At 57.1% G+C, this 19,441-nt stretch carries 24 protein-coding genes; 12 read left to right on the forward strand and 12 right to left on the reverse strand.

The features are described from left to right. Positions 1-2: 2 nt before the first annotated feature. Positions 3-1,595, forward strand: coding sequence for an FMN-binding glutamate synthase family protein (locus tag WFP06_RS00290; RefSeq protein WP_336985262.1), 1,593 nt, complete (start codon positions 3-5; stop codon positions 1,593-1,595). A gap of 33 nt (positions 1,596-1,628) precedes the next feature. Here the strand turns inward: WFP06_RS00290 and WFP06_RS00295 are convergent, their stop codons facing one another. From WFP06_RS00295 to hemE, 4 genes are all read right to left on the reverse strand, one after another. Beyond that, on the reverse strand, positions 1,629-2,153 hold the full coding sequence (locus WFP06_RS00295; RefSeq protein ID WP_336985263.1) for a BLUF domain-containing protein: 525 nt from the start codon (positions 2,151-2,153) through the stop codon (positions 1,629-1,631). Then, positions 2,036-3,301, reverse strand: a complete 1,266-nt coding sequence (rho, locus tag WFP06_RS00300) for a transcription termination factor Rho (protein WP_336985264.1) — start codon at positions 3,299-3,301, stop codon at positions 2,036-2,038. The genes WFP06_RS00295 and rho overlap by 118 nt, the downstream gene beginning before the upstream one ends. A 170-nt stretch (positions 3,302-3,471) precedes the next feature. Continuing rightward, positions 3,472-3,915: a protoporphyrinogen oxidase HemJ gene (gene hemJ, locus WFP06_RS00305; protein WP_336985265.1), complete on the reverse strand. Its 444-nt coding sequence runs from the start codon at positions 3,913-3,915 to the stop codon at positions 3,472-3,474. Between the two features lie 31 nt (positions 3,916-3,946). Then, positions 3,947-4,963 (reverse strand): uroporphyrinogen decarboxylase, encoded by a 1,017-nt coding sequence (gene hemE / locus WFP06_RS00310; RefSeq protein ID WP_336985266.1) that lies wholly within the window; start codon positions 4,961-4,963, stop codon positions 3,947-3,949. A 368-nt stretch (positions 4,964-5,331) separates the two neighbouring features. Between hemE and WFP06_RS00315 the strand changes: the two genes are divergently transcribed. From WFP06_RS00315 to WFP06_RS00360, 10 genes are all read left to right on the forward strand, one after another. Next, positions 5,332-6,177, forward strand: coding sequence for a pyruvate, water dikinase regulatory protein (locus WFP06_RS00315; protein ID WP_336985267.1), 846 nt, complete (start codon positions 5,332-5,334; stop codon positions 6,175-6,177). After that, positions 6,174-6,758 carry a Maf family protein gene (locus WFP06_RS00320; RefSeq protein ID WP_336985268.1) on the forward strand — a complete coding sequence of 195 codons (585 nt, stop codon included), beginning with the start codon at positions 6,174-6,176 and terminating at the stop codon, positions 6,756-6,758. The genes WFP06_RS00315 and WFP06_RS00320 overlap by 4 nt, the downstream gene beginning before the upstream one ends. After that, a complete protein-coding gene (aroE, locus tag WFP06_RS00325) occupies positions 6,755-7,630 on the forward strand; it encodes a shikimate dehydrogenase (protein ID WP_336985269.1) in 876 nt (291 codons plus the stop codon). The genes WFP06_RS00320 and aroE overlap by 4 nt, the downstream gene beginning before the upstream one ends. Continuing rightward, entirely contained in the window at positions 7,627-8,256 is a 630-nt protein-coding gene (gene coaE, locus WFP06_RS00330; protein WP_336985270.1) for a dephospho-CoA kinase, read from the forward strand. Before aroE ends, coaE begins: the two co-directional genes overlap by 4 nt. A gap of 46 nt (positions 8,257-8,302) precedes the next feature. Next, positions 8,303-8,986 carry a DNA polymerase III subunit epsilon gene (dnaQ, locus tag WFP06_RS00335; RefSeq protein ID WP_336985271.1) on the forward strand — a complete coding sequence of 228 codons (684 nt, stop codon included), beginning with the start codon at positions 8,303-8,305 and terminating at the stop codon, positions 8,984-8,986. Positions 8,987-9,043: 57 nt separating this feature from the next. Next, complete coding sequence (gene hpf / locus WFP06_RS00340; protein ID WP_336985272.1) at positions 9,044-9,625, forward strand: ribosome hibernation-promoting factor, HPF/YfiA family; 582 nt, start codon at positions 9,044-9,046, stop codon at positions 9,623-9,625. Between the two features lie 143 nt (positions 9,626-9,768). Continuing rightward, positions 9,769-10,230 (forward strand): PTS sugar transporter subunit IIA, encoded by a 462-nt coding sequence (locus WFP06_RS00345; protein ID WP_336985273.1) that lies wholly within the window; start codon positions 9,769-9,771, stop codon positions 10,228-10,230. Between the two features lie 22 nt (positions 10,231-10,252). Beyond that, on the forward strand, positions 10,253-10,702 hold the full coding sequence (locus WFP06_RS00350) for a PaaI family thioesterase (RefSeq protein ID WP_336987589.1): 450 nt from the start codon (positions 10,253-10,255) through the stop codon (positions 10,700-10,702). A gap of 1 nt (position 10,703) precedes the next feature. Next, positions 10,704-11,042, forward strand: a complete 339-nt coding sequence (locus tag WFP06_RS00355; protein WP_336985274.1) for a DUF1491 family protein — start codon at positions 10,704-10,706, stop codon at positions 11,040-11,042. Between the two features lie 196 nt (positions 11,043-11,238). After that, on the forward strand, positions 11,239-11,925 hold the full coding sequence (locus WFP06_RS00360; RefSeq protein ID WP_336985275.1) for a cell wall hydrolase: 687 nt from the start codon (positions 11,239-11,241) through the stop codon (positions 11,923-11,925). Between the two features lie 143 nt (positions 11,926-12,068). Here WFP06_RS00360 and xth read toward each other — a convergent pair whose 3' ends face one another. From xth to WFP06_RS00375, 3 genes are all read right to left on the reverse strand, one after another. Then, on the reverse strand, positions 12,069-12,857 hold the full coding sequence (gene xth / locus WFP06_RS00365; RefSeq protein WP_336985276.1) for an exodeoxyribonuclease III: 789 nt from the start codon (positions 12,855-12,857) through the stop codon (positions 12,069-12,071). A 76-nt stretch (positions 12,858-12,933) separates the two neighbouring features. Then, positions 12,934-13,266, reverse strand: a complete 333-nt coding sequence (locus WFP06_RS00370; protein ID WP_336985277.1) for a HesB/IscA family protein — start codon at positions 13,264-13,266, stop codon at positions 12,934-12,936. Positions 13,267-13,297: 31 nt separating this feature from the next. Beyond that, positions 13,298-13,729, reverse strand: coding sequence for a CBS domain-containing protein (locus WFP06_RS00375; protein ID WP_336985278.1), 432 nt, complete (start codon positions 13,727-13,729; stop codon positions 13,298-13,300). Between the two features lie 132 nt (positions 13,730-13,861). Here WFP06_RS00375 and WFP06_RS00380 point away from each other — a divergent pair, with 132 nt between their 5' ends. Beyond that, positions 13,862-14,155 (forward strand): hypothetical protein, encoded by a 294-nt coding sequence (locus WFP06_RS00380; protein ID WP_336985279.1) that lies wholly within the window; start codon positions 13,862-13,864, stop codon positions 14,153-14,155. 5 nt (positions 14,156-14,160) lie between these two features. Here WFP06_RS00380 and WFP06_RS00385 read toward each other — a convergent pair whose 3' ends face one another. From WFP06_RS00385 to WFP06_RS00405, 5 genes are read right to left on the reverse strand one after another with little or no spacing between them, the layout of a single operon-like run. Further along, positions 14,161-14,538, reverse strand: coding sequence for a (2Fe-2S) ferredoxin domain-containing protein (locus WFP06_RS00385; protein ID WP_336985280.1), 378 nt, complete (start codon positions 14,536-14,538; stop codon positions 14,161-14,163). Between the two features lie 10 nt (positions 14,539-14,548). Further along, positions 14,549-16,657 carry a S9 family peptidase gene (locus WFP06_RS00390; protein ID WP_336985281.1) on the reverse strand — a complete coding sequence of 703 codons (2,109 nt, stop codon included), beginning with the start codon at positions 16,655-16,657 and terminating at the stop codon, positions 14,549-14,551. 46 nt (positions 16,658-16,703) lie between these two features. Further along, complete coding sequence (locus WFP06_RS00395) at positions 16,704-17,180, reverse strand: DUF2497 domain-containing protein (protein WP_336985282.1); 477 nt, start codon at positions 17,178-17,180, stop codon at positions 16,704-16,706. Positions 17,181-17,205: 25 nt separating this feature from the next. Continuing rightward, positions 17,206-18,693 carry a TolC family outer membrane protein gene (locus WFP06_RS00400; protein ID WP_336985283.1) on the reverse strand — a complete coding sequence of 496 codons (1,488 nt, stop codon included), beginning with the start codon at positions 18,691-18,693 and terminating at the stop codon, positions 17,206-17,208. Positions 18,694-18,695: 2 nt separating this feature from the next. Then, entirely contained in the window at positions 18,696-19,301 is a 606-nt protein-coding gene (locus WFP06_RS00405; RefSeq protein ID WP_336985284.1) for a protein-L-isoaspartate O-methyltransferase family protein, read from the reverse strand. Positions 19,302-19,441 lie beyond the last annotated feature (140 nt).

The following is a 19,441-nucleotide window of genomic DNA, read 5'->3' on the forward strand; positions in this document are numbered from 1 at the left end:
GTATGGCTGCGCTCACCGCTCCGCGTTACCTGATCCCTGCCGTGTTACTGGCGTTCACAGGTCTTTCCGTACTGTATCCGCCGCTCTGGCTGGCGCTGGTGTTGTTGATCCCTGCAACGATTGTAGCAGTGTGGGATTTTTTTCAGACAACCCACACGCTCAGAAGAAATTTCCCCTTGGTTGCGCGGGTGCGGTGGTGGTCGGAAGAATTGCGCCCGTTCGTACAATCCTATTTCGTTGAGGGCGATCTTGAAGGGCGTCCTTTCAACCATGATCAGCGAAGCCTGATTTACGCCCGTGCGAAAGGCCAGCTGGATTCGCATCCCATGGGCACCGAACTCGATGTGTATTCCGACGAATATGAGTGGCTGGGGCATTCAATCGTGCCGCGCGACGAAGCGCCTGAATTCTGGCGGGTCAACGTCGGCGAAGAGAGCTGTGCCAAACCGTATAATACCGCGCTTTTGAACATTTCCGCGATGAGCTTCGGGTCGCTTTCTGCCAGAGCCATCGAGGCGTTGAACCTGGGGGCGAGCATGGGCGGATTTGCCCATAATACGGGTGAAGGCAGCATCAGCAAATATCACCGTGCGCATGGCGGCGACCTGATATGGGAGATTGGCAGCGGATATTTCGGCTGCCGTGCGAAAGATGGCGGGTTTGACGGAGGGCTGTTTGCCGAAAATGCCAGCGGCGATGCAGTAAAAATGATCGAACTCAAGCTGAGCCAGGGCGCCAAGCCGGGCCATGGCGGCGTGCTACCCGGTTCCAAGGTCACACCCGAGATTGCCGAAGCGCGCGGTGTTACGCCGTGGCAAACCGTTTATTCCCCCGCCGCACATCCGACATTTTCCACCCCGATCGAAATGCTGCAATTTATCCGCAAATTGCGTGAATTATCCGGTGGAAAGCCTGTCGGGTTTAAGCTGTGCGTGGGTCAGCCGCATGAAATCCTCGCCGTTGCCAAAGCGATGCTCGAGACGGGCATCACACCGGATTTCATCACGGTTGACGGAGCGGAGGGAGGCACCGGCGCGGCACCGCTCGAACTTTCCAACAGCGTCGGCATGCCCCTGCGCGAGGGATTGATCTGGGTCCGCAACGCGCTGGTTGGCACGGGCCTGAAAGACAAGGTGAAGCTGGCCGCTGCGGGAAAAATCCACTCTGGGGCCGGTATGGCCAAGGCGTTCGCTCTGGGGGCGGACTGGTGCAACGCTGCGCGCCCCTTCATGTTTTCGCTGGGCTGCGTACAATCGATGCAATGCCACACAGGTAATTGTCCCACCGGTGTCGCAACGCAGGAAGGCTGGCGGCAGCGTGGTCTGGTGGTCGAAGATAAAGGGCCGCGTGTCGCACGATTCCAGCACCAAACCGTGGCTTCATTGCGCGAGATCGTAGTGGCCATGGGACTGAACAGCCCGTGGGAAATAACCCCGCGCGACATGCGTGAGCGGCTTAATGGCGCCTATTCGGCACCAATCGACAAGATCTATGAATTTCTGGATGAGAGAGCGCTGCTGGACGATCCCGCGAGCACGAAGATTTCCGATTATTGGGCGCAAGCTAAGGCGGATAGTTTCCGGCGAACCGCATGAACGGCCGGTGTAATCCGGCATGGCCTGCGAACGCTAATTCAATGCGGCGAAATTTCGTACCAGCCGCAAGACTTGCGGGTGAAGCCCGCCGGGTAACTGTTCTTCCAATATCCGGCGCCGCTCGCCCAGAGTATCGCCGAATTTGATCCTGCGCATTGCCCAGCTTTCGAACACCGGGCTTTCAACGGCAATATCTTCCAGCTTCAAGACGCCCGTATGGCGCGGATCGGCCATGATCCGTGACATCAAAAGCATCAGCTGCGAACCCTCTCCCTCTAACAATTGCAGGAAGTTTCTGCCGTTATAAAGCAGGAATCCGCCGACACCCTGCGCCGCATTGTTGCGAGACGCGGATTCGACGATTTCTTGGACCTGGTCTTCAGACAAACCGGGTGCGGTCGAAATATATACGTATTGGCGCAACCGAAACCTCTGGTATCCTATTGATTCATCGTATCGAAGAAGTCTTCGTTGGTTTTGGAATCCTTCATCTTGTCCAGCAAGAATTCCATCGCATCGATGGTACCCATTTGCATCAGAATACGGCGAAGCACCCACATTTTTGAAAGCTTGTCCTTCTCGACAAGGATCTCTTCCTTGCGGGTGCCAGACTTACCCACATCCAGAGCCGGGAATATGCGTTTATCTGCAACTTTGCGATCAAGCACGATTTCCGAGTTGCCCGTGCCTTTGAACTCTTCGAAAATCACTTCATCCATGCGGCTGCCGGTATCGATCAGAGCGGTTGCAATGATCGACAGTGAGCCGCCCTCTTCAATGTTACGCGCCGCGCCGAAGAACCGCTTGGGGCGCTGCAGCGCATTTGCATCGACACCGCCGGTAAGAACTTTACCCGAGCTAGGCACAACCGTGTTGTAAGCGCGGCCCAGGCGCGTGATGGAATCGAGCAGGATAACGACATCGCGCTTGTGTTCGACCAGACGTTTGGCCTTCTCGATCACCATTTCGGCGACTTGCACGTGGCGTGTCGCAGGCTCGTCAAAAGTGGAGGATACAACTTCGCCTTTCACGCTGCGCTGCATATCCGTGACTTCTTCGGGCCGTTCGTCAACCAGCAGGACAATCAGGAAAACCTCTGGGTGATTGTCGGTAATGGCCTTGGCGATATTCTGCAGCAGAACTGTTTTACCCGTCCGCGGCGGAGCGACGATCAGCGCGCGCTGGCCCTTGCCCTGCGGCGAGATGATATCGATTACCCGCGCCGATTTGTCCTTTACCGTGGGATCAAGCGTATCGAGCGACAGCTTCTCGTCCGGATAAAGCGGCGTCAGATTGTCGAAGTTCGTCCGCATACGAACCGCATCGGGATCATCGTAATTGACGCTGGTGATCGTGTTTAGCGCAAAATAGCGTTCGCCGTCCTTGGGTGCGCGAATTTCACCTTCGACAGTGTCGCCGGTACGCAAACCGGCCTTGCGGACCATATTGGGCGAAACATAGATATCATCGGGGCCGGCGAGATAGTTCGCTTCGGGGCTGCGAAGGAAGCCGAACCCGTCCTGAAGCACTTCGATTGTGCCAAGACCCATGATATCATCGCTATATTCATCGTCTTCTGCAAGTTCGCGCAAAATGCAGAACATCAAGTCCTGACGGCGCATCGTGCTTGCCGCTTCCACATCGAGATCTTCGGCCATCTGGACGAGTTCTGCGGGCGTTTTCTGTTTCAGGTCTTTAAGATGCATAAATAATTTCCGGCAATGAAAATTGCGTGTCTGAGATGGCCGGCGGACCTGTGGGCTTGGAGAAAGCGGGTCCGGTCGCACGGGCGACCAGTTGCCGGGTTGAATTGTCAATTACGACTGCAATGCCGCGCCGTCAATTCCGTAAACGGCCCGCGCTTGACGAACTTTTCCTAAAACGGTTTCACGACTACCAAGATAACGATCAAAACAATCGCGATCCCGGGAACTTCGTTGAGCAGCCGGAGCGTTTTTCCGGAAGATCGCCGTTCGCCGCGTGCGAGTTTTTTCGCGTAGCTGCCGAGATAACCGTGATAACCGCTCAGCAGGATAACCAGCAGCAATTTGGCATGGAACCACCCTTGCATGAATGCTCCGGTGGACATCGCCAGCGCCAATCCGGCCAACCAAACAACTATCAGCGATGGCAACAGGATTATCCTGAGCAACTTGCGCTCGCGGTCGACCCAGGCAGCTGCCTCCGGCGATCCTTCGGCAGCCTCCTGATGATAGACGAAAAACCGCGGCAACATGAACAATCCGGCCATCCAGAAGATGACAAACGTGATGTGGGCAGCCTTGAGCCAGAGATAGATCATCGCGAGGACATCCTGCATGGGTGTGATTTAGGCCAGGGTTGGACGGAATTTAACCCCGTAATTTTCTAAGCAATGCTTCGACATGCGAAACCGGAGTCCGGCGATCAATCCCGTGACCAAGGTTAAATATGTGCGGCCGGCCGGCAAATGCGCCAAGGATATAATCAATCCGGCAATCCAGTTCAGCGCCGCCGGCAAGCAGCAGGAGCGGATCAAGATTGCCCTGAACCGGCAGCCCGCCGGGCAGATGCTTCGCCGCCCAAAGCGGATCGATCGTTTCATCGATACCCAGAGCATCAACCCCTGTTTCGCGGGCATAGGCCGGCAATTTCTCGCCCGCGCCTTTGGGAAAACCGATGACCGGCACAGCGGGATGGCGATCATGGATTGCGGCGGTAATGGCCGCATTGGGGCCGATAACCCAGCGCTCGAACTCTGCGGGCGCCAGACTGCCCGCCCAACTGTCGAACAATTGCACACCTTCCGCGCCGGCTTCGATCTGACCAGAAAGATATTCGATCGTGACAGCAGTGATTGCATCGATGATTTCGGCAAATGCTGCAGGATCGCGGTATGCCAGTGCGCGGGTATCGAACTGGTCGCGGCTCCCCTCGCCGGCGACCATGTAAGTCGCTACTGTCCACGGGCTACCGGCAAAGCCCAGCAAGGTCGTCTCAGGGCCCAATACAGCCCTGACCTTGGCAACGGTCTCATAAATCCTCGCAAGCCGCTCAGGCACAGCTTCCAGCGAAGACAGAACGGTGTCTATCAGCGTCGGTGAAAGCTTTGGGCCTTCACCAGCCAGAAACTCCAAATTTTGGCCCATGGCATGCGGCACGATCAGAATATCCGAAAACAGGATCGCCCCGTCAAACCCGAACCGCCTGATCGGCTGGATCGTGACTTCGGTAGCAGCATCGCTATCATAGACCAGATCGAGAAATCCGCCCTTCTCTGCGCGTAGCGCGCGGTATTCGGCCAGATACCTGCCAGCTTGGCGCATAAGCCACACCGGAGGCACCGGAAGCCGGGTTCCGCGCAATGTTTCGAGAAGAGGACCAGGCATCGAAGAGACGTCCTTACTGAATATATAAGTATATTTATAGATTCTGTTGAAGATAGATGGCCCTGTGGAAAGCGGGGACAGGTGCTCCCTGCCCGATTTGTCCCGGTTTGAACAGATTCCAAATCAGGTTTTCGCAATCTCCGAATCCGCAGAGGAGTCGGTTAGCCAAGCGAGTCAAACGACACTTTTCCCCGCTGTCCCGGGTCTGTGGATTGGCCAGGCTACCTGTGTTCAAAACACCCTGCGGATGACTCGTAGTGGGCATGGATCGGGAGCAAAAACTTGTCCGCTGTTTCGTCCCGTGGTTTATGCCGGTGATTGTCCACAGCCTGAAACGGCGCAATTCCCAGCTCCGGAACCTGACCCGTATGACCAAAGTAAATTTGCATCTCGTGTCGGATTCGACCGGCGAGACATTGGAAATGGTCGCGAAGGCCGCGCTCGCACAATTTGATGACGCCGAGGTTGTCCGCCATTTCTGGCCGATGGTCCGCAGCCGTGTCCACCTGGACCGGATCATGACCGAACTGGCTGCCAAACCGGGTCTGGTCATGTTTACATTGGTTAATGATGAAACGCGCAGCCGGCTCGAGGAACATTGCCGCACATTGGGCTTGCCCGCCGTCCCCGCGCTTGATGCTGTAACCCAGGCTTTGGAAAACCAGCTCGGTCAGGAAGCTCACGGCCGGCCCGGGCGGCAGCACTTGATGGACGAGGCGTATTTCAAACGCGTCGATGCGATCCATTATACCATCGCTCACGATGACGGAATTGCTTACGAGGATTGGGAGGAGGCGGAGATCATTCTCGCCGGGGTTTCGCGCTGTTCCAAAACGCCCACCAGCATATATCTCGCCAACCGCGGCTATAAGACTGCCAATATCCCGCTGGTGATCGAAAGCCCGCCTCCCGATGATCTTTTCAGGCTGCGGCATCCGATGATCGTGGGTTTGACTACCGCGCCTGAACGGCTGGTGCAGATCCGCCGCAATCGCCTGCTCAGTCTGAATGAAGGCACCGAAACGTCCTATGTCGATGATGAGCGTGTCCAGCAGGAAGTGAAATTTGCCCGCCGGATGTTCGCCGATAATGGCTGGCCGGTGATCGATGTGACCCGGCGCTCTATCGAAGAGACCGCAGCGGCAATCATCAAGCTTTATAACGAGCGTGAGGCGCGCGATGCCCCGGCCAGGGTCGACGCAAAACCGATATGATTGTTCTCGCATCGAAAAGTGCGTCACGGCGGGCCATGCTGGATGCGGCTGGGGTCAGCTACGTGGCTTTGCCTGCAAATATTGATGAAAGAGCTCTCGAATCCGGGTTAGCAGACGGTTCGGTGGACATAATTGCCGCCGCTTTGGCGGATGCCAAAGCACTGGCAGTGGCCGCGCAGCGACCGCGCGATCTGGTGCTTGGCAGCGACTCGCTCGTCACAGTTGCCGGACAACGGTTTGACAAGCCGCAGTCACGTGATGACGCGGCCAAACATTTGCAGTTCTTCTCGGGCAAAATGCTCCATCTCCACAGCGCCGCCTCGCTTGCACGCGGAGAACGTATCGTCTGGCGTCACAGCGCAATGGCGTCACTGCAAGTTCGTGACTTATCAGGCCGGTTTATCGAAAAATATCTCGATGCCGAATGGCCCGAAGTGTCGCATTGTGTGGGAGTTTTCAGGATCGAAGCACTGGGGGTTCAATTGTTCGACAGCATCGAAGGTGATCAATTTACCGTGCTGGGTATGCCGCTCTTGCAGGTCTTGGGCGCTCTACGCGTTTTTGGTGAACTCGACTCATGACCGTCCAGCTTGCCGGCCTTACACCTTACGCCCATGTCATCGGCGACCCGATTGCGCATTCCAGATCGCCGGTCATTCACGGCTTCTGGATCGAAAAGCTGGGACTGACAGCACATTACGATAAAAGGCTGGTCAGGCCGGATATGCTGGCAGACTATCTGGCGGGTTGCGCCGGTGATCCCGATTGGCGTGGATGCAACGTCACGATGCCGCATAAACAGGCGATATTGCCGCTGCTTGACCGGATTGATTCGCTGGCCGCCAAAGTGGGTGCGGTGAATACGGTCGTACGCGGGGACGATGGCAGGCTTGCGGGATATAACACCGATGTGGCCGGATTTATCGAGCCACTGCAGGACATGGTCCGGCAACGCCATTTGTTCCGGATGGCGCGCGTAATCGGCGCGGGCGGTGCGGCCCGCGCAATTATCACTGCACTAGCGAATGAAGGGTTCGTGCTGGTCGTCGCTGCCAGAGACCCCGGCAAAGCCCGCCTCCTGCTGGATGAGCTGGATCCAGCGGGGGACCATCACACCGCACCGCTTTCACATTTTGCCGGGGTTACCGATTTCGAGTTCGATGACCGTAACGGATGCTGCGATCTGATTATCAATGCCAGTCCGCTGGGAATGGCCGGTCAGGCCGGGCTCAAGTTCGATCTTACCCACGCACCCCCGGGCAGTATTTTCTACGATATCGTAACCGATCCGCCACAAACAGATTTTCTGAAAGCGGCGCGAACTGCCGGTTTTGCGACAATCGATGGGTATTCGATGTTGATCGGGCAGGCTGCGGCAGCATTCGAGCTGTTCTTTGGCCGCGCCGCTCCGCGCGAGTTTGATTCCGAATTGCGCGAAAGGCTGATGGCATGACGAAACGGGAGGGATCAGCGCAGCGCCCCATCATCATCGGGCTGACAGGCTCAATCGGCATGGGCAAGACGACGGTGGCAACGATGTTCGAAGAATGCGGAGTGCCGGTGTTCGATGCCGATGCGGCAGTCCATAAATTGCAAGGCCCCGAAGGCCTGCTTATTCCGGAAATCGAAGCCGCATTTCCCGGGACGACATCGGCAGATGGTGTCGACCGGACCAGGCTGGGCGAGATAGTCTTTGGAAATGATCAGGCGTTGGCCCGGCTGGAATCGATCGTCCACCCTGCCGTTGCCAGAATGCGACAGGATTTCATCACTGAAAACCGCAATGCGACGTTGCTGGTGTTCGACATACCTTTGCTATTCGAAAAAGGCGGGGCAACGGCAGTCGATTATGTTGTTGTCGTATCTGCACCTTCCGGCGTTCAGCGAGAGCGAGTCCTGGCACGCCCCGGCATGACAGCAGAAAAGTTCGACCAGATTCTCAAAAGGCAAGTTACCGATTCCGAAAAACGTGCGCGGGCAAATTACATTATCGGCACTGGTGGATCTCTTGAAAAGACCAGACGCCAGGTTTCGCAGTTGGTTGAGACGATCAGCCAACAGCGGGAGCAAAAACATTAATCTGCGGGCCTTGTCATGGCCGCAATCGAGTCCGATAGTATAGCTAATGCGTGAGATCGTATTTGATACGGAAACAACCGGCCTCGACCCCAAGACGGGTGATCGCATGGTCGAAATCGGTTGCATCGAGATGGTCAACCGGGTGGCGACAGGCCGCAGCTACCATGCGTATTTCAATCCCGACCGCGATATGCCCGAACAGGCAGAGGCTGTGCATGGTCTCAGCATCGGTTTTCTGTCCGACAAACCGAGATTTCCGGAGACTGCCGGCGAATTGCTGGCATTTATCGAAGACTCGCCGCTGGTGGCGCATAATGCTTCGTTCGATTTCGGCTTCCTCAATACGGAACTTGCGCTGGCTGAAATGCCACCGGTCGATATGTCGCGCATGGTCGATACGGTTGCCATTGCCAAACGCCGACACCCAGGCGCGAAATTGTCTCTCGATGCACTATGTTCACGCTACGGCATCGATCGCAGCCACCGCGTAAAACACGGGGCGTTATTGGATGCCGAATTGCTGGCGCAGGTTTATGTCGAACTGACCGGCGGCAGACAGATTGGCCTCGAACTGGCTGCCAACGAAACACAAAGCGTCGTCGAAATGCCTGTTGGGAAGCTTGTGAAACGCGATTTTCGCGCCCCCCGCCCGCATTCGGCCTCTGAAGAAGAACTTGCCCGGCACAGGGCGTTTCTCGAAGGCATGAAAAAACCGCTTTGGGCTAGCTGACATGCTGGCCCGATACCTCCGCGGCCCCCGCCGCATTTAACAGGAGAATTCGTCACGATGGATATTCGGATCTCGGGCCACCAGGTCGAAACCGGCGCCGCCTTACAAGAACACGCGGCCCACCGCCTCAGCTCTATCGTCGACAAATATTTCGACCGTGCCATTTCGTCGCACGTCACATTCGGCAAGGCACCGGCCAACGGGTTTGGCTGTGATATCGTGACCCATGTTATGCAAGGGACCATCGTAAAAGCGCATGGCGAAGCGCAGGATGCGCATCAGGCGCTGGATGCGGCGGCTGCCAAGATCGACACCCAGCTTCGGCGTTACAAACGGCGGCTGAATGATCGCCATGCGCAAACGGCGCACGCCGTAAAGGAAGAAGAGGCTGCCTACATCGTGTTCGCGGGTGGCATGGATGATCCGGATGATACAATTCTCGAGGATACAGTTGCAGATGCCCCGCCGATTATCGCGGAAATGCGGGTCGATATTCCCGAGGCAAGCGTTTCAGACGCGGTCATGATGCTGGATTTGCGTGATACCAATGCGCTGTTTTTCAAAAATGCTGGCACCGGGAGGCATAATATGGTCTATCGCCGCAATGATGGATCGATCGGCTGGGTCGAACCGTCCTGACGGCCCATTCGCGGAATCGCTCGGTGCGCCGCAAATAATGCTGACCCCACCTCTTTTTCGCGTATCTCGGCGGTATCGTCCGCTGGAATTCTGCAATAAGGGTGTATGTCGGGGGCCCTATAACGAATTGATTTGACCGGATAATGAACGCAGAATTCAAGATAGTACCCGAAGCGGTGCAAATCGCGGCTCCTGAAAACAAGGAAGCCGGACTGGATATCCTGGCGCGCGTTTTTGCGCGTGCCTATTCGCTGGATGCGGACGAGATTCTGGAATCGCTACGAGAACGTGAGCAATTGGGCAGCACCGGATTTGGACGGGGTATCGCGATACCCCATGCGCGCGTTTCAGGATTGAAGCGTCCTATGGCGGCCTGTCTGCGGCTTGGGCAGCCGATTGATTTCGGGTCAGCAGATGGTCGGCCAGTTGATCTGATATTCGGGCTAATCTCCCCGGCGGATGCGGGTGCCGCACATTTGCAGGCTTTGGCCGCAATTTCGCGCTTGCTACGCGATGAGGCGATGCACGAAAGATTGTCAAGCGCCCCAAGCGAAGAAGCTCTGCGCGGCCTGCTCACCAACATTGCGGACCGTGACGCTGCCTGAATCTGACACTGCAGACCCGGAAATGGGCGCTGCCCAGCATTTTCGCGCGCTTGAAGGACTTTACCGTTCCGCGCCGATCAACGAAAGTTTTCGCTCTCGTCTGCAAATCGAGGAGCAGGGCCAAGCGATTATCCGCTTCACAGTGGACGAGCGATGCTTTCACGCTGCCGGTGCTGCTCACGGCACTATCTATTTCAAAATGCTCGACGATGCCGCTTTCTACGCGGCAAATACGCTTGTCACGGACCGGTTCTTGCTCACCACGTCATTCAATCTGCATTTCTCCAAACCCGTCCGCGCGGGCGATGTCACCGCATTCGGCCGCTGGGTTAGTGGCAGGCGGCGGGTCCTGGTCGCCGAATCGCGGTTGGTAGATGCGGACGGTGAGGAAATCGGGCGCGGGACAGGCACATTCATGCGCTCGCGCATCCCCCTCTCGACATTGCCAGGCTACCGGACGGCAGGGGCCTGATTTGGATACCCGCTTGCCTGCACATCTGGAAATCAGCGGGCTGATCCGGTCGGTTCAGGCCGCCGGCGGCTTTGCAACGGTTATTGCAAAAGGTGAACGCGACGCCGGAACGATACTGATCGTCACATTGGAAAAGAATGGGCACCAGAGGCTGTTCGAGCGGATGCCGCAGCTGGACGGTTCGCGCAATTTTATTGCGTCACGCGAAATGGACGTAGATAACCCTATGGAATTTCAGGATTATTTGTCCCGCCGGGCCAAACAAGATCGGGACATCTGGATTTTGGAGCTGGATATCGCGGATGCAGAACGGTTCATCGTTAATGTCGGATCGGTTTAGTTGACTTAACGTTTACGTCAGCTATTTGGCCTGTCGAACACCAGACGCGTATGCAGCGTAGCAGATAATAAGATCTGTTCAGCAGGCACGCAGACGGGGAACGGCCGGCAGGCCCACTACGACCCGACCTGATAGAATCGACACAACAGGGTCCAACCTGCGACAGAGCCCGTTCACCGCTCAAAAGACGAACAACATGAGCCGAAAGACCAAGCGGGCTGGCGTTGTCGCCGTGGCCGCCACCCTGATTACAACCTTCGCCCTGTCGGAAAGTTCCGGCGTGGCAGCAGAGGCAGCCGATTCGGCGCCCGCGATCCAGTTTAGCGATCCTGAATTTCAGGGTGCTGCCAATCAAGCCTTCATTTCCGAAGAATTGGTCCAACCACTTCCCGCTGGGGAACCAGCCACGGAAACCGAAGCCGGGGCCCAAGCCGCTGACTCAGATCAACCGGCACCGGCAAACGCAGGCTCGCTTCGTGAGCTCGTTTCCGAAACGACAACGTCAGGCAAACTGTCCAGCAACCTTCATTGTCTTGCCAGCGCAGTGTATTTCGAATCCCGCGGCGAACCGCTTGATGGCCAGTTGGCTGTTGCTGCGGTAATCATCAATCGCGCTGATAACCGTCAGTTTCCTTCGGATTATTGCGGCGTTGTCACGCAGCGATCTCAGTTTTCTTTTGTAAAAGGTGGCCGAATTCCGGCACCGCGCACCGGCAGCAGTGCATGGCGCAAGGCGAAAGCCATCGCCACAATCGCGCATGAGGGCACCTGGCAGAGTGAAGCGGGCGATTCGCTTTATTTCCATGCGACTTATGTAAAACCACGCTGGGCCCGTACAAAAACGGCGCGCGCCACGATCAGAACGCACGTATTCTACCGTTAGTCGCGTGTTTTCCCTCTGATTACCAAGCAGAAGCGCAATGAACAGGAAGGCTCTCGTCCCTACCAGGGATCGGGGGCCTTTTGTTTGTCCGCCAGTTGTCTCACGCCCGTCCGCCGCCCGCCCGTCGGATAACGTGCGAAAGTTCAGGCGGGCGCCAGTTCCACCCAGACGGGTGTATGGTCGCTGGCACGTTCGCGGCCGCGAAACTCCTTATCGACCCCGGCCGCGGTCATGCGGTCCGCCAATTCGGGTGAAAGCAGCAAATGGTCGATGCGGAAGCCGTGATCGCGCTGCCAAGCTCCGCGTTGATAATCCCAATAAGTCCACACGCCACCGCGCGGGTTGAGCGTTTCGATTGCATCGGTCCAGCCGCCGGCAAGCAGGCGGAAATACGCATCGCGCGATTCGGGCTGGGTCAGCGCGTCATCAGCCATGGCGCGGACCGAATATGTGTCCTTGGCTTCCGGAATGACGTTGAAATCCCCCAGCACTATCGTCGGTATTTCCAGATCCCACAAATGTTTCATCCGCACGCGCAGACGCTCCATCCACGCCAGCTTGTAATCGAACTTGGGTCCCGGCTGCGGATTCCCGTTGGGTAGGTAAATACAGGCAATCCGCACACCATTCACGTCAGCTTCGAGATAACGCGATTGTTCATCGTCGGGATCATCGTCTGATAGCCTGGGCAGCCCTCGCTGTTTTTCGACTGGAAGCACACCGTCGGCAAGGATTGCCACCCCGTTGAAACTTTTCTGGCCGTGCCAGATCGATTTGTAGCCGATCTTTTCGAATTCTTCTGCCGGAAACCCGTCATCCATCGTCTTGATTTCCTGCAGGCAAGCGACTGCAGGACGTGTTTCCTCCAACCATTCAAGCAAGCGCGGCAACCGAGCCTTGATCCCGTTGATATTGTAGGTGGCAATTTTCATGACCCGGTGTTTAGCCGCATCTCGGCAACCGCGTCCATCACGCTCCGGCCAAAAATCGCCGGTATGGCAGGTAGTCCTAGATTCCGAAGCTGGAGCCGCATCCGCAACCGGCGGCAGCTTGCGGATTTTCGACTTTGAACGCTGCGCCGCCTAGCGATTCGACGAAATCCACCGTGCTTCCTGCGACCAGATCAAGGCTGACCGGATCGACGACCAGACGAACGCCATCGGTTTCACTGATCATGTCGTCGCTGTCAGGAAAATCGGCCAGATCGAATTTGTATTGAAAGCCGGAACAACCCCCTCCCTCCACCGAAAGGCGCAATATCGCCGGCCTGGCCTGTTTTTCGGCAATGGCAGCCACGCGTTTCGCCGCGTTGGCAGTTAATGAAAGTTGGGGCATGTCCATGCTACTGATGTAGGGTTACGCGGCGCGCTTCTCAAGCGGTCTGGATGTAAGACCGCATCGCCTCGGCTTCGCTCTGGACTTCATCGATCCGAGATTTTACCAGATCGCCGATCGAAATGAATCCCTGCATATTGTCCCCCTCGATTACCGGCAGATGGCGAATGCGCCGCCGCGTCATCAATGCAAGCGCGTGGTCAACCTTGGTGTCGGGCGTCACAGTGATGGGATCCTTGGTCATCACTTCGCTGATTTCGCGGTCAAGACAAAGTGCGCCTTCTGCAGCAAGTTTGTAAATAACATCGCGTTCGGAAAATATCCCGACCACCCGGCCATCCTGCATGACCGGCAGTGCACCGATGCGTTTTTCCGCGAGAAGAGCAATTACATCACGCACCTTCATCCCGACGTCGCAAGTGATGATATCACTGCTGTCACGGCTTACGATCAAGCGGAATACTTCCATTTTTGCTTCGCTCCTGCGGTTACTTCGGCACAAAACATGCCACGTAATCGGGTGAAATGCGAATCGCATTCCGGCACAGCGGTTTTACAAGGACAATTGCCAAATCCGCCTGGCGCTCCCATGTCAGCCTTCATGGTACCGAAATCACCACTTGATGACCCTCAAAAAGCCGCTTTCGCATGGGCCCGCTATCGCCGCCTCATGCGGTTCATGCTGGGTGTGACATCGGGTGTTGTGCTGATTGCGCTGGCACTGCTTTACAAAAACGGACCCAGCGTTTCGGTCCATTTCTATATTGCCGTGGCGCTGGGTATCGGCTTCATGATGTTGCTGACCGCTGCATTGATGGGTCTGGTGTTCCTGTCAAACGGCACGGGACACGACGAATCGATTTCTGACCCGCTCAACAAGGATGACGCACTTTAGGGTTGCTACGTTTTGGCCTGTTGGAGACGGTAGGCATCTACCGGCCGCCCACCGATCAGATGTTCCTGGATAATCTGCTCCAGAACGGTTTCAGTGCAGCTGTGATACCAGACGTTTTCCGGCCAGACGACAGCGATCGGGCCTGCCGCACATAATTGCAGACAGTCTGCCTTGGTCCGCGCAATACCGCCGCTGACGCCGCTTTTCGGACCGACAAGACCGAGCTGCTTAAGTCTCTTTTTCAAGTAGCTCCATGACTTCTTCCCGGTTTCGCGGTCACAACATTTCTGCTTTTCAGACACCGCGCACAGAAAGATGTGGCGCTGCGTTTCTTCGCCGCCAATCTTCGCCAACGCTGTTTTTGCCTTACGCAGATCTTTCATCGGCCAAGGCTCATTCTGCAGTCCAGCGTTTCAACCAGTCAAAAACCGTGTTGTGCCATTGTAGCGAATTTTTCGGCTTCAATACCCAATGGTTTTCGTCCGGGAAAACCAGCAACTGTGACGGGATCTGTTTTTCCTGCAATGCCGTGAAGCTGGCGATGCCCTGTGTGTAAGGGACTCGGTAATCTTTTTCACCGGTAATCACGAGCATGGGGGTTTGCCAGTTTGCGACGTGATTAACCGGGTTCCATTTTTCGTAAAGTTCAGGATTTTCGGAATAGGAACCGCCAAAATCCCACTTCGGAAACCACAATTCTTCAGTCGTGTAATAAAAGCTGCGCATGTCAAACAGCCCGTCGTGCTGAACCAGGCAGTCAAACCGGTCGGACCAGTTACCTGCGATCCAGTTCATCATATAACCGCCATATGATGCCCCCATGGCGCAGGCCCTGTCGCCGTCGATAGTGCTGTCGAGCTCTAGCGCAGCGGCCAATCCTTTTTGCAGGTCCTCCAGCGGCTTGCCGCCCCAGTCCTGATTGATGCTGTCGGTAAAATCCTGTCCGTATCCGGTCGATCCATGAAAATCGATGGAGATCACGGCATATCCCTGGCTTGCAACCACGCGCGGGTTCCAGCGGCTCGACCACCCGTCGTTGAACGACCCTTGCGGCCCGCCATGGACGTATAGAATTGCCGGAATTGTCTTATCCGCCATCGCAGCGGGCCGGGTTATCTGGCCCCAGACCGTATCGCCGCCGGCCCCTGTGAAGCTGAACCGCCGGGTTGTGACGCCAGCCAGCCCGGCCAGCGCTGCATCCGTATCACGATAGGTAATCCGCCGCCCGGGCTGCCCGCCTTGCGAAACATAAACATCCGAAGGCGCTTCAATGGTGCTTCGCGTAAACACCAGCCTGTCGCCGGGCAGCGCGGCGGCAATGCCGATCTGCCCTTCGCGGCCCGGTGCAAGAGACAAACGGGTAACGCTGCCGGTTTTTACATCTATCCGGAATGCAGGCGTATCGAGTATTTCCTGCGCCGTGGCGATGATATGCTGTGAATCCGGTGTCCAGGTCAGCGACCCTACCGAACGATCCCAGTCAGGTGTCAAGATGCGGGTCTGCCCGGTGCCAAGATCGCGCAGCATCACTCTCAACCGGTCAGCTTCGTATCCTGCGCGTTCCATCGCGGCATACGCAAGATATTTGCCGTCGGGAGAGGGTGATGGTAAAGTATCCATTGCCTGATTGGCTGCGGTCATATTCACCGGCGCAGCGCCCGACAGGTCCGAGGCATAGATATCGACATTGGTCGAATAGGGCTCATTTCGATCCTTGACGCGGGCAGCAAAATAGATGCTGCGACTGTCGGCGCCCCAGGCAATATCCTCTCCCCCGCCAAACGGTCTCGTGGGGGTATTGGCGATCAGCGCATCGTCTCCGGGGGGGCCATCCAGCGCGGCGCCTTTGGTCGCCGTACCGCTGCTGATATCGAATACGAACACACGGCCATATTCGCCCGGCGTTTCGTAAGCGTCCCAATGTCGCACAAAACCGGCATCGCCTTCGAACAGCATTCCTGACCCGGGGCCGGTCAAACTGCTATTACCGCCCTCGTCGCAGCCGAAAGTCCGGCATTCGCGGGCAATTTTCCCGAACACCGCAATCTTCGAAGAATTGGGCGAGATATGGAAGCCGTTCACATCGACTTGGAAATTCGTGACCTGCGAAATTGCGCTTACAGCGCCCTTCGCATCTAGGCCGGCACGCCAGACCTGCGAGGTTCCGCCTTCGCCGCGTGACGACAGAAAATAAATCTGCCCGTCCGAAGCAAAGGCGAGATCGCTCGCATCTCCGGACAGGTCCAGCTCGACCGGGTCGGTCCCCGCACGGGTTATGTCCTGCAAATAAATGGCTGTGGCGCGCTCGTAACTTTCGGGATCGGTTCGGGTAATCGTATAGATCACCTTCCGACCGTCAGGACTGGCTGACGACATTGCAACGCGCGGCATGGTCACAAGGTCTTGTGCCGTCATGGCTCTGGGCTGCGGTACCGCATCCTGCGCGAAAGCAGGTGAGGCCAATATAAGCGAAAGGGCGGTGAAGCCGAAAGTCTTGATCATGCTGCGGAAACTAGCGGCTAGTTTGCCACGTGCAAGCGATTTGCCTTTAGCCGCGTTTACCCGCGATACGGGCAATTTCGGCGGCGACCATTTTTTCAACCATTGGTGGCAAGTTCGTGTCGAGCCACTGGGCCAGCATCGGACGAAGCATCTCGCGCACCATCCCTTCCAGCGACGTTTCTCCGGAACGGACGATCTGCGGTTGGACGCCGGGTTTTGCAAGCATGGCAAGCGCTTCGAAATTTTCACGCATCGAACCGCGGGTGGTTTCGGCTGTCAGCGGCTCGCTCTGATCCGGATCGCTTGAATCGCAGGGTTGCTCGACAAATTCGGCTGATCCGAGATCCAGAATTTCATCGTCACCCGTATCGCGATCGTCCGAAAGATCGGGAGCAGCGATTGCCTCCGCTTCATCCTTGCGGCGCACACGCGCCTGGGCGGCGTCGAGGCGATTATCGCGCGCAATCACCTTCTTTATGGATTCGAGAATTTCCTCGACCGAAGCTTCGCCGTGTTGCTGCATTCTAGCCACCCCTGACATTCTGCCTTCAATAAACGCCGTCTTCTGCGTCCGATTCACCGTCTGCAGGGATTTCGCCATCTTGAGGCGGCGAGTCAACGGTGCTGGTTGAAACCGCTGCCGGTGCCGGGTCGCGGTCCCAGTCCCACCAACTGCCCTCCACGCGCTGATAATTGACATCTGCATCGTACAGCGGAACGTCGTCACCCAGGCCCAGATCGCGGGCTTCGGCGCGGCCCATTGCAGCCAGCAGGCTAAAGCCAGCAACATATGCGTTGCGCCGCGCGGTCACCAGTTGGACGCGCGCGGATAACAATTCGCGTTCTGCATCCAGAATATCCAGCACAGTGCGGTTGCCGACCGTATTTTCGGCCCGCGTGCCTTCCAGGCTTAGCTCGGCCGCAGACACCGCTGTCTGCGTTGCAAGGATAATGCTGTTGGCGGCGCGCCAGCTGGAATAGGACGCCCTTACCTGTGCGATAACCCCGCGTTCGGCGGCAATTTCATTCTCGAGCGCGGCGGACGACCGCGCCTGCGCCTGCCGTTGAAGCGCAGCCACTCGTCCGCCGTTGAAAATGGGAATCGAAGCGCGAATACCGGCCTGCGCAGATGTTTGTGCCTGATCAATGGTCGGTCCGACACCGCCGCCGCCCAGCGTGCCAAGATAATTGGCATAGTCACCGCCGGAAAACAGACTTACCGACGGCAAACGGCCCGCGCCGGCTACGTCAATATCATAGTCTGACGCCGCAGCGCGTTCGCGGGCAGCAATCAGGTCCGGATTGTTTTCAAGCGCGATGTCCACTGCTTCGGCGACATTGTCCGGAAGGCCGGGCAATGGTGGCGGAGGCTGGAGATTGTCGGGCACATCCCCGACCAACTCGATATAGGTCTCGCGCGCGCCGATCAGATTGGCCCGCGCGCTTTCCAGGTCGCTTTGCGAGGTGGACAGCCGTGACTGGGATTGTGCCACATCCGTGCGGGTCAGATCACCGATTTCGAACCGGTCGCTGGTCGCCTGGAGATTGATGGACAGGACATCGACGTTGTTCAGCGACAGGCCGACAACCGCCTGCTGCAGGAGTACATCCATATACGCAGCGACAACCTGCGAAAAAAGCGAACTTTCGGTTCCCCGCAGGTCAGCCTGTCCTGCTTCGACCCGCGTCTCCGCGGCGCGCACCGAATATTTGACTGCGCCGCCCGAATAGACCGGCACCGCCAGATCGACCCGCGCTCCGACGACCCGCTCCGGCGCGGTGAAGTTGGCGGTCGATTGTTTCAGAAATTCGGTGTAGTTGGCCGACCCGTTGACACTGGGGCGCCCGAAAGATTTCTCGAGCGGAACATTCTCGTCAGTGGCCCGCTGGTTGGCCCGTGCTGCCTGAAGTGTGGGATTGGTCTGGTAGGCGCCGATCAAGGCTTCCTTCAGCGTATCGGCATGGGCTGGCGCGGACAGCGCGAACAAAGACACGGCAAGAAGCAGCGAAGCTGATTTGTTCCCCCATAGAACCATTATCAGAAGCTCCAGCTTTCAGCCTTGTCAAATTCTGGCAAGTGCGGAAAACCGATTTCGGCGCGCGGCACCAGCGCGACGGTTCCGGCAGCCTTTCGGCCAACCGCGAGACGGGTCACGCCGCTGCGCACCAGCCCGGTTACAATACGCGCATCATCGGCCATGCTTTTTACCAACCTGTCCGACAGACGGGTTATAGCCCCGTCGATCAACACCAGAGTGTAGGTATCTTTTTTGCGCAAATTAGCGGCCGCTTGTGCGGGTGTGATAATATCGATCGAGCCGACCAGAGGACCAATGAGTTCACCCAGATAGCCGCTGCCGCCATCCACCAACAGCACCCTGTCGCCCAGTTCGGGCCTGGCTTCTTCGAGCATCAGCCCGTGGCTGAGCGGAGCCGCAAGATGCTTGCCGCCGCCGAGCGCGATTGCGCGGTCCATATAGGCAAATCCGCGCGCGCTATCAGGCACATGATCTTCGCGCGGGACGGCTGCAAAACGTGCCAGAATGGCGGGATCATTGACCCCGGTAACCCGCAATTGGCTGTCGATCATCGCACGGCGCGCGGCGGCGAAGTCGGTAGTGGGGCGGGTTTGTGTCAATGTCATTTCAAATCCGTGGGCTGTGTTGTGTTACTAATACGCGGCGCCGCAAATGCATAGGCGCATAGGATGTTTTGGCCAAGTGCTTTGACGATAGGGCTTCGCCCGGACTATGGGCGTAGCATTCGATATAGAGGAGTATGCGG

This window comes from Altererythrobacter aquiaggeris, from assembly GCF_037154015.1.
Taxonomy (GTDB): domain Bacteria; phylum Pseudomonadota; class Alphaproteobacteria; order Sphingomonadales; family Sphingomonadaceae; genus Aestuarierythrobacter; species Aestuarierythrobacter aquiaggeris.

Coding starts and splice junctions, on each gene's coding strand:
- dnaQ (WP_336985271.1), top strand. CDS start 8,303: ATGCGTGAGATCGTATTTGATACGGAAACAACCGGCCTCGACCCCAAG.
- WFP06_RS00380 (WP_336985279.1), top strand. CDS start 13,862: ATGGTACCGAAATCACCACTTGATGACCCTCAAAAAGCCGCTTTCGCA.
- WFP06_RS00350 (WP_336987589.1), top strand. CDS start 10,253: ATGGGCGCTGCCCAGCATTTTCGCGCGCTTGAAGGACTTTACCGTTCC.
- WFP06_RS00360 (WP_336985275.1), top strand. CDS start 11,239: ATGAGCCGAAAGACCAAGCGGGCTGGCGTTGTCGCCGTGGCCGCCACC.
- rho (WP_336985264.1), bottom strand. CDS start 3,301: ATGCATCTTAAAGACCTGAAACAGAAAACGCCCGCAGAACTCGTCCAG.
- WFP06_RS00395 (WP_336985282.1), bottom strand. CDS start 17,180: ATGCAGCAACACGGCGAAGCTTCGGTCGAGGAAATTCTCGAATCCATA.
- hpf (WP_336985272.1), top strand. CDS start 9,044: ATGGATATTCGGATCTCGGGCCACCAGGTCGAAACCGGCGCCGCCTTA.
- WFP06_RS00400 (WP_336985283.1), bottom strand. CDS start 18,693: ATGGTTCTATGGGGGAACAAATCAGCTTCGCTGCTTCTTGCCGTGTCT.
- WFP06_RS00315 (WP_336985267.1), top strand. CDS start 5,332: ATGACCAAAGTAAATTTGCATCTCGTGTCGGATTCGACCGGCGAGACA.
- hemJ (WP_336985265.1), bottom strand. CDS start 3,915: ATGCAGGATGTCCTCGCGATGATCTATCTCTGGCTCAAGGCTGCCCAC.
- coaE (WP_336985270.1), top strand. CDS start 7,627: ATGACGAAACGGGAGGGATCAGCGCAGCGCCCCATCATCATCGGGCTG.
- WFP06_RS00370 (WP_336985277.1), bottom strand. CDS start 13,266: ATGGACATGCCCCAACTTTCATTAACTGCCAACGCGGCGAAACGCGTG.
- WFP06_RS00385 (WP_336985280.1), bottom strand. CDS start 14,538: ATGAAAGATCTGCGTAAGGCAAAAACAGCGTTGGCGAAGATTGGCGGC.
- WFP06_RS00375 (WP_336985278.1), bottom strand. CDS start 13,729: ATGGAAGTATTCCGCTTGATCGTAAGCCGTGACAGCAGTGATATCATC.
- WFP06_RS00390 (WP_336985281.1), bottom strand. CDS start 16,657: ATGATCAAGACTTTCGGCTTCACCGCCCTTTCGCTTATATTGGCCTCA.
- WFP06_RS00405 (WP_336985284.1), bottom strand. CDS start 19,301: ATGACATTGACACAAACCCGCCCCACTACCGACTTCGCCGCCGCGCGC.
- WFP06_RS00320 (WP_336985268.1), top strand. CDS start 6,174: ATGATTGTTCTCGCATCGAAAAGTGCGTCACGGCGGGCCATGCTGGAT.
- WFP06_RS00345 (WP_336985273.1), top strand. CDS start 9,769: ATGAACGCAGAATTCAAGATAGTACCCGAAGCGGTGCAAATCGCGGCT.
- aroE (WP_336985269.1), top strand. CDS start 6,755: ATGACCGTCCAGCTTGCCGGCCTTACACCTTACGCCCATGTCATCGGC.
- xth (WP_336985276.1), bottom strand. CDS start 12,857: ATGAAAATTGCCACCTACAATATCAACGGGATCAAGGCTCGGTTGCCG.
- hemE (WP_336985266.1), bottom strand. CDS start 4,963: ATGCCTGGTCCTCTTCTCGAAACATTGCGCGGAACCCGGCTTCCGGTG.
- WFP06_RS00290 (WP_336985262.1), top strand. CDS start 3: ATGGCTGCGCTCACCGCTCCGCGTTACCTGATCCCTGCCGTGTTACTG.